Annotated in this window: 7 protein-coding genes and 1 pseudogene; 2 read left to right on the forward strand and 6 right to left on the reverse strand. The window is 34.7% G+C overall.

The annotated features are described in order from the left end of the window. Positions 1-255: 255 nt before the first annotated feature. The 4 genes from FEDK69T_RS02725 to FEDK69T_RS02740 form a co-directional block, all read right to left on the reverse strand. The gene (locus FEDK69T_RS02725) at positions 256-1,104 is read right to left on the reverse strand and encodes a class I SAM-dependent methyltransferase (RefSeq protein WP_023572611.1); all 849 of its coding nucleotides are present in this window, start codon (positions 1,102-1,104) and stop codon (positions 256-258) included. 143 nt (positions 1,105-1,247) lie between these two features. After that, entirely contained in the window at positions 1,248-3,125 is a 1,878-nt protein-coding gene (mnmG, locus tag FEDK69T_RS02730; RefSeq protein ID WP_023572612.1) for a tRNA uridine-5-carboxymethylaminomethyl(34) synthesis enzyme MnmG, read from the reverse strand. 50 nt (positions 3,126-3,175) lie between these two features. Continuing rightward, positions 3,176-3,595 carry an rRNA maturation RNase YbeY gene (gene ybeY, locus FEDK69T_RS02735; RefSeq protein ID WP_023572613.1) on the reverse strand — a complete coding sequence of 140 codons (420 nt, stop codon included), beginning with the start codon at positions 3,593-3,595 and terminating at the stop codon, positions 3,176-3,178. Continuing rightward, the gene (locus tag FEDK69T_RS02740; protein WP_023572614.1) at positions 3,582-6,896 is read right to left on the reverse strand and encodes a DUF4175 family protein; all 3,315 of its coding nucleotides are present in this window, start codon (positions 6,894-6,896) and stop codon (positions 3,582-3,584) included. The genes ybeY and FEDK69T_RS02740 overlap by 14 nt, the downstream gene beginning before the upstream one ends. An 882-nt stretch (positions 6,897-7,778) precedes the next feature. Between FEDK69T_RS02740 and gltX the strand changes: the two genes are divergently transcribed. After that, positions 7,779-9,290, forward strand: a complete 1,512-nt coding sequence (gene gltX / locus FEDK69T_RS02745; protein WP_023572616.1) for a glutamate--tRNA ligase — start codon at positions 7,779-7,781, stop codon at positions 9,288-9,290. A gap of 36 nt (positions 9,291-9,326) precedes the next feature. Here gltX and FEDK69T_RS02750 read toward each other — a convergent pair whose 3' ends face one another. After that, the gene (locus FEDK69T_RS02750; protein ID WP_023572617.1) at positions 9,327-10,778 is read right to left on the reverse strand and encodes a hypothetical protein; all 1,452 of its coding nucleotides are present in this window, start codon (positions 10,776-10,778) and stop codon (positions 9,327-9,329) included. Positions 10,779-11,104: 326 nt separating this feature from the next. On the opposite strand from FEDK69T_RS02750, the pseudogene FEDK69T_RS02760 reads away from it, so the two are divergent. Then, positions 11,105-11,314, forward strand: a pseudogene (locus FEDK69T_RS02760) (glutamate--tRNA ligase); the annotation flags it as partial. Between the two features lie 55 nt (positions 11,315-11,369). Here FEDK69T_RS02760 and FEDK69T_RS02765 read toward each other — a convergent pair. Next, on the reverse strand, positions 11,370-12,381 hold a 1,012-nt coding region (locus FEDK69T_RS02765), incomplete at its 5' end, for a hypothetical protein (RefSeq protein ID WP_211234591.1).

Genomic DNA, 12,381 nt, shown 5'->3' on the forward strand with positions numbered 1-12,381 from the left:
TTTATTAGTCAGTTTAAATTTGATGTAAAAGTAATAATTCCATTTGAAGTACCAAAGATGGCAAATTTCATGATCATCAGAGGAATTTTATCTAAAAATTATAATATAAATTTAATTTATTACGCTTAAAACAGTTATAAATCCCCTTTATTAAAAACAGATTCATATAAAGGCTTCTAAGGCACTTTCAAAAAAAGGGAAGGTTTTCGGATATTAAAGCCTTATTTCGTTTAAAATTGAGCTTTATTTGAATTATTACTCGTTTTCGATCACATAAATGTGCGAAGAATACTCAAAATTACCTTTAGCTTTTAAATTTGATTGCAAACCGATAAAAAAACCTTTGATGAAATTCATTTTTCCGGATTTGTATTTTTCCGATAAAAGGGCGACATAAAAACTGTCGAAAATCATCGGAAGCACTTTTTTTAATTTCATATTTTCCATGGCAAATAATTTTTCAATAGAAGTTTTTGAAAAATGCCAAAGGTGTCGGGGTACATCGTAAGCTGCCCAAAATTTTCCGTAATACTGCGCATCGTACGATTTGTAATTTGGTACAGCAATTATAATAGTCCCTGTAGGTTTCAATAGTCGTTTTAATTCTACTATCTGTTTTTGTAAATCGGGTATATGTTCCAAAACATGCCACATAGTAATCACATCGAATGATTCTTCTTCTAACGAGCTTAAGCCTTTTTCAAAAGAAACACCTTTACTGATGGCTATCGCCTTTGCTTTATCGTTGGGCTCAATTCCCGTACATATCCAATTTTGATTTTTTGCTTCCTGAAGAAAATCTCCAGTTCCTGCTCCAATATCCAAAAGCGTTCCTTTTTTAGGTTGCAAGGATGTAATTAATTTAACCTTATCGCGAATAGCTTTTCTTTTTATAAAATGGTATGCTTTTTCAAATAACGACCTTTTGTTATCGGTATGGGAAATATAATCCTCACTTTCGTAATACTTCGGAAGTAATTCCAATGACGGTTGCGGATCTGTTTTTAAAAGTTGTAATTCTTCGTCCAAAAGCAAATTAAAATTTTCGCCGGAAACAGAATAATCCTTTACACTGATAAAAACGTTATCTTTTGAAAAATTCATTTATAAAAATATTTTTTTTAAAGGGTTCTCTTTGTTTATAGGGGTTGACAGGGTAGTTTCACGTGGAACAAATTCAGATAGCAGACAGCACAAAGCAGATTGCATAATATAATTTCTGCCATCTGCTTTCTGTAAACTGTATACTATCTACCCATATGAATTAGTAAAATAGAAATATCGGCAGGGGAGACGCCGCTGATACGGGAAGCCTGAGATATGGTAATTGGACGGATTTTTTTTAATTTCTCACGCGCTTCAAACGAAATCGATTTTACTAAATCATAATCAAAATTATCACGGATTTTTAAATCTTCCAAACGGTTAAGTTTATCCGCATTATTTTTTTCCTTCTCGATGTAGCCGGAATATTTTACCAAAATTTCTGCCTGTTCAATAACTTCTCGATCCAGATTATGTTCTTCGATATAATCTGTTACTTTTTTAAATTTTACAAAGTCTTCCAAATCCAATTGTGGCCTTGAAAAAACTTTAAACATTTTATCGGGTTGAACCATAGGCGAGGATCCTTTACTTTCCAAAACAGGATTGGCTTCCTCTGGTTTTAAACTCGTTTCTTTAAAGAAATTCACAAACGCTTCCGACTGATCACGTTTTTTTTCCATTCTTCGTATACGCTCTTCACTCGCTAAACCAATTTCATAAGACATAGGCGTCAAACGATCATCCGCATTATCTTGGCGTAATAATGTACGGTATTCCGCTCTGGAAGTAAACATACGATAAGGTTCTTCAGTTCCTTTCGTTATTAAGTCATCTACAAGAACGCCAATATACGCTTCGTTTCGTTTTAGAATAAACGGATCACGTTCCTGAGCTTTTAAAGCCGCATTGATTCCGGCCATTAATCCTTGCGAAGCTGCTTCTTCATATCCGGTGGTACCGTTAATCTGTCCAGCAAAATATAAACCTTCAATTAATTTAGTTTCTAAGGTATGTTGTAATTGCGTAGGAGGGAAGTAATCATATTCGATAGCATAACCAGGACGGAAGAATTTCACGTTTTCAAATCCTGAAACCGAACGCAGTGCTTTAAACTGAACATCTTCCGGAAGCGAAGTTGAAAATCCGTTTACGTATACTTCTACCGTATTCCACCCTTCTGGTTCTACAAACAACTGATGACGATCCTTATCAGCAAAACGATTGATTTTATCTTCTATGGACGGGCAGTAACGCGGACCTAAACTTTTAATGCGACCGTTGAACATAGGCGAACGATCGAAACCTTCACGAAGTAAATCATGAACCAATTCTGAAGTATACGTCATGTAACAATCCTTCTGAACGGTTAACGGTTTGATAGATTCCAAAAAAGAAAATTTATCCGGATTCTCATCACCAGGCTGAACGATCATTTTGGAATAATCCAACGAACGACCATCCACGCGGGGAGGGGTACCGGTTTTCATACGACCTGATTCAAATCCAAGTTTAACCAAATCTTCGGTAATTCCGTACGCAGCACTTTCACCAGCGCGACCACCTCCAAATTGTTTTTCTCCGATATGGATTAAACCGTTCAGGAAAGTCCCGTTGGTCAACACTACCGTCTTGGCTTTGATTTCAATTCCAAGCGAAGTTCTGATTCCGGTAACTTTTCCATTCTCTGTTAAAATTCCGGAGACCATTTCCTGATAGAAATCCAGGTTTGGAGTCTGCTCCAACATCATGCGCCACTCTTCAGCGAAACGCATACGGTCGGATTGCACACGCGGTGACCACATGGCAGGCCCTTTCGATTTGTTCAGCATTTTGAATTGGATGGCTGTTTTATCCGATATAATTCCGGAATACCCACCCAAAGCATCAATCTCACGGACGATTTGTCCTTTTGCAATTCCACCCATGGCAGGATTGCACGACATCTGAGCAATGTTCTGCAAACTCATTGTAATCAACAGTGTTTTCGAACCCATGTTAGCAGCCGCGGCTGCAGCTTCGGATCCGGCGTGACCCGCACCCACCACGATTACATCATATACATCTTGAAATAAACTCATTGTTCCACGTGAAACATTTTATTGTTTCAATATTAATTTTAGTATTCTAATTATTGTTCCACGTGGAACAATAAAACTTTTTCATCTTCTTTAGCGCGCATTAACTGTTCGTCAGCTTCGCTTTTATCTTTATAGCCACAGTAGTGTAATACGCCGTGAATAATAACTCTTTTTAGCTCATCCTCGAAAGTAACTCCGAAATCATTCGCGTTATCGCGGACTCTTTCCACAGAAATAAAAATATCTCCTTGTAATAAATTTCCCTCAGAATAATCAAAACTGATGATATCGGTTAAATCATCGTGATTAAGGTACTCTACGTTGATTTTGTGAAGGTATTCGTCGTCACAAAAGATGTAACTTATATCTCCTTCTTCTTTGCTTTCAGAGGCTATAACGCGCGAAATCCAGTTTTCGAACTTTTCCTCATTGTCTAATTGGAAGTCGGTTTCGTAATTAAAGTTTATCATTATTCTTGAAATAGGTTTGCACCTTCTGATTAAAATTTGGGCGCAAAGGTAAGCTTTGTCTATTTAAAATTTCAACACTGTTTAAATATTCTTTCAAAGCCGGCGGTATTTGATTTGCCTGATTATTAAATACTTTCTTATTTGTTTGGGATTGGCGTTTGTTTTCTTCACCCTGTTGTTGAATCGCTTTATCTAACTTTAAAAGTTCGTGTTTAAGGTTCAACATCTTTTGCAGCGTTTCATTTTTAAAGCCTTTATTTAATAATTGCTTTTCAATATCCTGCATTTGTTTGGCGGCATTCTGACCCATGCCTCCCATACCTTCTTTTTCCAATGCCTTTTGTAAAGCTTCGCGCAAACGTTGCTGTTCTTTGTAAATTTCAAGAACTTCACCGGCATTGCCTTCGCCATCCTGACCACCTTCACCTTGCTTGCTGCCTTTATTACCGTTTTTATCGGGTTGTCCTTCTCCTGGTTTTTGTCCTTTCTGCATGCCTTGCTTCATCTTTTCCGAAAGACCTTCCTGTTTTTTGATAATGTCGGGTAACTGCATGCCGCCTTGCCCTTGACCAGGTTTGGGTTTTCCTTTGCCTGAACCTTGACCTTGTGCCGGCATGCTCAACTCCATCTGCATCTGATTCATGGCATCGCTAAGAAAATCGGCAAGTTTATTAGCAGAGGTTATTGTGTACTGCTGATGCGAAACTCCTTTTGGTATATTATTATCGGATAAATTATCAATCGATTTTTCAATGTTATACTGAACATTACCAACCTCTTTAGTAATCATTTCAGATATTTTAGGATTGCGAAGCGACATCGCAAATAAACTGTCGTCAACATGTTTGAACTGATTCTTCAAATCCTGTTGTTTTTTCAAAAGCTTATTAAATCCAATCGAACGAGACGTACTTGATTTAAAATCTTTCATAACATCTTCCTGAGAGAAAGAAAAAGCCAGAAGGTTATCTAAAATCTGACGTAACATCTTAACATCTTCCTCCATTTGCTCCATGTCACCCATTTCCATTGACTGTTGCATCTTCTGACTCATCTGTTGCATTTTTTGTGCTGCAGACTTTTGTTTAGGTTTCGCTTTCGAAGGACTGTTTTTCTGCAATTCATCCGCTGCTTTCTTTAAGTCTTCTTCAATACTTTGCTGTTCCTGCTTATCATTAGGAATATCCATCGGAGCTTTTAATTCCTTATTCTCTTTATCAAGTTCGTTCAGTTCATCCTGAATCTTGTCAAACTCTTTATTGATTTCATTCTGCTCTTTTGAATCATTGTCTTTGCTATCAGACAATTTATCCTCTTTTTTAGAAAGCTGATCTAATTTTTCAGCTATCTGTTCGGCTTTCTTCTCAACATAAAAACGCTTGGTCATTTCTACCAATTGTTCAAGACTTTTAGTTTGGTCTTTGGTATTTTGTTTTAGTTTGTCAATTTTATCAAAAAGTTCCTCTTCCTGTAATTTATTGGTCAGCTCTTCTAATTCCTTAAGAAGCTTTTCGTTTTTCTCTATCTCCTTCTCATTCTTCTCCAGACGTTTCAATAATTCATCTTTGAATTCATCTTTCTTTTCTGCATTGAAATCTTTCAGATTATCTTCAAGTTTTTTAGAGAATTCCTTCATCATCTCATCCTGCTGTTTCTGGCGGTTGATGAAATCCTGAACTTTTTTCTGATCTTTAAAATCAAGGTTTGTTTTTTCTTTACCCATTTTTTGGAGCTTGTCCAATTCGGATAATTGCTTGTCTTGATTTTTAATCGATTTTTCTAAACTGTTGATATTGGAATTCTGTTCTTGAAGGCTTTCTTCTTGTTTTTCATTCTCCGTTAATTCACGGTGACTGAATACGGAAGACTTAGTGCTTTTATAATTATGCAACGCGTCATTATCAAAAATCTCAAAATAATAATCATAATCAACACCTTGTTGCAACGTTAATCCCGAAGGAAAACTGTAAACAAACTGGTCAAAGGAACTCTGCTTAACCGGAATATAGCCTCGTCGTGCCTGTTTAGGATTATCCTTCGGATAAAAGATAACCTGAAGTTTCGATAATCCGTAATCATCGGAAACCTGACCTAAAATCATGTTCCCTTTCAGTTTTAAACTGTCCGGAGCCTGCTCAATTGAAATCGTAGGGTATTGGTCTTTAAGCGTTGTAATCTGATAATGCAGTTTTTCGTGGTTTTTTACCGCTATATTAGAAGTAAAAATTTGATAATCAGTATTTTGTACAATATTTTTAGATAAACTGAAATACGATTCATTTTTTGTAAAAGGGAAAGACTGTTCATTGCTTTTCCATAATACTTCGGTTGTAGTCAATGCATTAACCTTCCAAGTCACTTTGGAACCTTCAGGGACCACAGCGTTTCCAGTACCTTGAATAACTTCCGCTTTTCTTCCCAAATAAGAAGGAAAATGAACCATCATTTCAAAACTGGCAATGGTAGGAACAGCAACTACCTGTAATTCAAACGAATTGGAATAAATCTCATTAGCTGATAGCTGAAATTCAACATCTGTATAAGGCTTTTCAAATTTGTATTGAAACAATCCGGGTTTAACCGATTCCAAATAATAACTTTCCTCACCAATGTTAATCATAGCATTCTCGGGAACAATTTTACCGGTGGTTTTTACCTGAAGCAGAAAATCCTGACCTTGCTCAGCTTTTAATAAAGGATTTAAAATTTCGAATTCAAATGGGGCAGGAGGGGTGTACTGTTTTTTAAAATGCACCATTCTGTCAAAACTCTGCGTAATCATTCCGGAATTACCGCTGACGAAAAACAGCAACAGAATTAATAACGGAACTACCGCATAAGGGACAAATTTCAAATTCTTTTTAAAATTGATGGCATTCCCGAAAGGGATAGGTTTCAATGAAGATGCCTTTTGCTCGATCGATGCCAATAACAATTCGGAAGGATTCGACTGATCATTAAGCTGAAGAAAATTGGTAAGCTTATCACTGACTTCCGAAAAGTGATTCCCAATAATTTTTGAAGCTTCTGTATAATCAATTCCTTTCTGAAGTTTGAACAATTTAAAAACCGGAAACAGAATAAAACGAAGCAAAAGGAAAATTTCAACCGAAACAAACAACCAGAATAGGAAAGTTCTTCCTTTTGGTGACAACCAAAGGAAATATTCCACCAGGAGCGTACCTATAAAATACAGTACACCCAATCCAATAAAAAGCAACGATCCTTTGAGTAACTCATTGGTATAAAACTTCTTAATGAAGGCTTCCAGTTTTTGAAATATCAGATTTTTGTTTTCCAAAATCACTTCTTTCTATATAACCGATAAAACTACAATTTAAATTAAAACGAAAATCAAAAAAATACGTTAAACATCGAAAAGCAAAATGTTTCATTCTAAAAATTTGAAAAGCTTCATTCGAAGTTGTCAACATATATTAAAAACAACAAAAAATATTTTTTTAAAATTTAAATAAATGATTTGTTATTATAGTCTGTTAATAGTTGGAATAACTTTGCTTTTAAAGGCTTTGTTTTAAGTTTATCCTTTTTTATACCGGGTTATCAACAGTGTTATTTCAAGTTAAAGCTTTGTAAATCAAAAGTAAGTTTTAGGTTATTAACAATCGTTGAAATGTATTTTTTTATCGATAATCTTAATAATTAACAATACGGTTTCCTGTTAATAACTTGTTATTTGCTCTTGATAAATAAAAAGTAAAATATAAAAACTTCATTAGGATTTTCCATTCCGGTTTTTGATTAGAAAAATTCCCGATACAAACAAAAAACAGTTGTAAAATTCTATTCGAAGTTATCAACAAATGTTGTTAATCGGTAAAAGCTTGTTTTTCAACGATAACTGAATTTTAATTAACAATGTTGATATCTGCTGTTAATTGATTATATAATTAACTGAAAATCAGCTATTTTATTAAGTATTTGATAATCTAAAAAAAGCTAATGGTTGTATAATTACCGTAGTATTAAGCTATTACTGCAACAATACGTTTTAATGAACATTTCCTATTTAGTTAAACACTCAGGATTATCTATTTTTAATAATATATAGGTGTTAATCATATTTCAAATTCACTATCGTTTCAATTGCCATATCGAAATAGTATCTTTGCATCACATTTCTACAACTTTAGTGTGAAATAAAAACAAAAATAGATATAAAATGTCAAAACCGGTAAGAGTGCGTTTTGCACCCAGTCCAACAGGACCTTTACACATAGGTGGTGTCCGTACCGCTTTATTCAACTATTTATTTGCTAAAAAACACGGCGGAACCTTTTATTTACGTGTGGAAGATACCGATCAGAACCGCTTTGTTCCAGGAGCTGAACAATATATTATGGAAGCTTTGGAATGGTTGGGGATTGCTCCGGATGAAACCGTAGGCAAAAACGAGAAATTCGGACCTTACCGTCAGAGCGAGCGTAAACCATTGTACAAACAATATGCTGATCAGTTAATAAACAGCGGTTGGGCTTATTATGCCTTTGATTCGGCTGCAGATTTGGATCAGTTGCGTAAAAATGCAGAAGAAGAAGGTAAAACGTTCATCTATAACCACACTGTTCGTGAACATTTGGATACTTCGCTTACAAATTCTGCCGAGAAAGTAGCAGAGCGAATTGCCAACGGAGAAGAATATGTAATCCGATTTAAAACCCCGGTAAACGAAACGTTACAGCTGAAAGATATCATTCGTGGTGATATTAAATTTGACACGAATTTATTGGACGATAAAGTATTGTTTAAAAGTGACGGGATGCCAACCTATCACCTGGCGAATATCGTAGATGATCATTTGATGGAAACATCGCATGTGATTCGTGGGGAAGAATGGTTGCCTTCGTTGCCATTACACGAATTATTGTACAAAGCTTTTGGTTGGGAAGCGCCTGAATTCGCACATTTACCGCTGATTTTAAAACCGGTGGGCAATGGGAAATTATCGAAGCGCGACGGAGATAAATTAGGATTCCCGGTATTCCCGTTGGATTGGAATGATCCTGCTTCGGGTGAAAAATCATCAGGATATAGAGAAAAAGGATTTTTCCCGGGAGCAGTTGTTAACTTCTTATCGTTATTGGGATGGAACGACGGAACAGATCAGGAATTGTTTTCGTTGGAAGAATTGGTTGCGAAATTCGACTTAAACCGAGTGCACAAGGCCGGAGCGAAATTTGATCCTGAGAAAAACAAATGGTTCAATCAACATTATCTTAAATTGCAGTCGGATGCCTCTTTAGCGGAGAAATTCATGCCTATTTTAACCGAAAAAGGAATTGAAACCAATATTGATTACGTTACTAAAGTTGTAGCTTCAGTGAAAGAACGAGCGACTTTCGTAACCGATTTATATGAGTTGTCTGATTTCTTCTTTGTGGCACCAACTTCTTATGATGAAAAAGCTTCTAAAAACTGGAAAGAGGAAACACCGCATTTAATGCAGGAATTGATTTCGGTTTTGGAAAACATTGGTGATTTCACTTCGGTAAATATCGAAACGATTGTAAAAGACTGGATGACGAAAAATGAAATTGGAATGGGCAAGGTAATGCAGCCGTTCCGATTGAGTTTGGTAGGTGCTTTAAAAGGACCGCATCTTTTCGATATAGTGGAAATGATTGGTAAGGAAGAAACCATTTTACGATTACAAAAAGCGATTGCAACATTATAAAAAAGAAAAAGCCCCTAAAACAAGGGGCTTTTTTTATTATTCAAAGTAGTTCAATTTGTAATAGGTTTCGTTATCGGTTTCTACTAACCAGATACTGCCATTATTGCCGAATGTGGTACCGAAATATTTTTTTGTATCAGAATTTAGTGAATTGATATACTTTTTAAAATTTTCATTCGTTTCGTAAGCAATCAACCCATTAGGATCAAACATTTTACCTTTTACTTTTACTTGATCGTTTGTGTAAAAAGACTGTATAAAATCTCTGTTACCGCTCATTAAGTTGACTTTTTCTTTGACTTTTAAGCTTACTTTATTAGCCTTTATTATTTGTCCGGTATTTGCATCCAAAAACGCATAATGAACGTAGTTGTTGTGATAGCCAGATGCGACTGTAAACATTACTCTATTTTTTTCCAAACGCAAGCCATTCGATATTCTTGTAAGGTGCACCTTATCGTTAAATTCTTCTTTATCGATGATTTCATTTTCAGACTGCCATATTTTTTTACCGGTTTTATCAAATTTGAAAACATAATAGCCTCCTGGCTGATTGTAATCGTTCAATTCTTTTGCTTTTTTTCCAAGTAGTCCGAAAACATATACATCACCCGTTTCTGAATCGACTGTGAAGTTATTAATCCCTAAATCGTTGGAAAAAATCTGTAGTGTTTTATCAAACTTTCCGTCTTTAAATTTTGACAGTCCAACATTGGAATAAATATGAAAGAAGTTGTTTAAAGTTACTGTGTAACTAACGTCATTTATTTTTTTTCCTTCAAAATCATAGATAGTTCTGTATATGGTTGTAGTTTTATAATCCTTACTAATTGATTTTGTTACGATTTCAAAAGTTTCGTTGTTAAGCGGTCGTACATAAAAACCTAAGTCTTCAGTTGGTTTGATAAGGTCTTTACCCTTTAGTCTTTCAATATCTGGTTTTTCCAGTTTTATCCTTTTGTGCTTCTTTTTTGTGGTAATTTCGGTTAGTTCAAGATAGATATCGTTTTTCTCAATGTTTATTTTTTCCTTTCCTTTTTCGTTTGATAAACCAATTTCATATAAATCGTTAAAATCGTATTCCATTACATCAATGCGATTGAATCTGGTTTTCTCGGAAGTACTGATTTTTGAAAGGAATTTTTTATCTACAAAATACTTATAGGTATTACCTTGATAACTCATTGGAGCATAGTCAACAGCTGAAAAAATGTTTCCTGATTCGGAAAATTTTACATTCATTAGTTCAGCATTTGAAACTAATTCTTCCTTATTTCCATTACTGTCATAGGTGTTTAAAGAAGTAACCATTCGGTTAGTTGAAAGCGCGACATGTTTTCCTTTTTCTATAACAAACTTGTTTTTAGAATATAAAAAATCATATGATAAAGGAACATTGTCTTTTTCGAATTTATCTTCAATTATAGTTGTTTGTGCGCTCAAGCCGAAACCTGTCAACAAACTAAAAATAAGAATATTTTTTTTCATCAAATATAGATTAAGGTTAGTAATAAAATAAAAACAGACAATTATAGAAAATTATATTTGTCTGCTCTTTATTTTTATTAAAAAAATTGTTACAAATTAAACAATAACTGTCCGGTAAGAATACCGATATGTCCTTTGCAGTAAGAAGGATATTGTCTTCTAAAAGATTGTGTTCGTATTTACTGTCGAATTTCAGTTTGTCGTTTATCTGAAGCACCGGACCCAAGTCCAACGAAACATGATCTTTCACTATATTATAACTAAGCAGTAAACGGATTTGAACAGCAATCTGTTTGTATTCCACATTATGTTTTTGCATTAAAGGGGAAAACATTGGTTATTTCACTTTGGTAAACATCGAAACCATTGTAAAAGACTGGATGACCAAAAACGAAATAGGATTGGGCAAGGTAATGCAGCCGTTCCGATTGAGTTTGGTGGGTGCTTTAAAAGAACCGCATCTTTTTGATATCGTTGAAATGATTGGAAAAGAGGAGACGATTGTCAGATTACAGAAAGCGATTGCTACTCAATAGAAGTAAAAAAGCCCTGAAATTCAGGGCTTTTTTGTTTAAAAAATATTTTAGATAATTACAAAATTTTGCAATTCCCCATAGTTTTAAATTCGGTTTCTGTCATTTTATCGGATACGTTTGCTCCATAGTTGAATCCGCTTGGCATATATAGGTAATCCACTTCACCTGTTTCACAATCTGCCACAACTTTAAAATAAACCAAAGTAGACATTTGAACAACAACCGCAGAGCCTTTCACAATTCCGTAAGGAGCCACAAATAATACTGCAGTATTTTTCGCTTTAGTAACGAAAGCATTATTGATTTCCTCGTCTGATACGAATTTCAAATCACCACCGTAATTTTTAATAGCTTGTTCTTTAGATCTTCCGTCTTTTAAAACATAATCAGGAACCAAAATCGTTTTTCCTTTTAGTTTTGAACAGTTTTCTTCTGCCATTTTTTCGGCATATTTATCAAAATGCAATGTTTTGTCATTCTTGATAATCCAGTTTATATTAGCTTGTAAGGTTTCCAAAGCATATTTATAATCCGCTTCCAATAATGATTTTCCTTTGCTTAGTGCTCTGTAAGGTAAATATATTTTAGAATCGGCTGATCTTCGGTTATTTTCGATTCGCGTGTAAGCCAACGCAGGAACGTTTAAATTGGTTTTTAATCCGTGAGTCCCGTTGTCATTTAATAAAATAAAACGTAATACAGCATAAGATTTGTTTTTAGACTTCTGTAAAGCATCAATTTCTGTAGTAGTTTTGTATTCAATATTGGAATTTAATGTCCAGTATTTTGGAGCATAAATTCTAAAATCCTCATTAAATTCTTTAATGAAACTTTGGTATTCCTTTAGTTCTTCTGCTTTTTTTGGTTTGTCTAATTTTTTAAGAACTTTTGGGTCTTCTTCAAGGACTTCAACAATTAAGGTTCTTTTTTTCAGGTCTTGAAAATCCTCGGGATCTCCATTAAATTTAGGACTGATTTGCGCATTGGTTGCTAAACCCATTACCATGGCAACGGCAAGAAATACTTTTTTCATAAGGTTTTTGTTAAAAATTAAAATCGGGTAAATA

Source organism: Flavobacterium enshiense DK69, assembly GCF_000498495.1.
Taxonomy (GTDB): domain Bacteria; phylum Bacteroidota; class Bacteroidia; order Flavobacteriales; family Flavobacteriaceae; genus Flavobacterium; species Flavobacterium enshiense.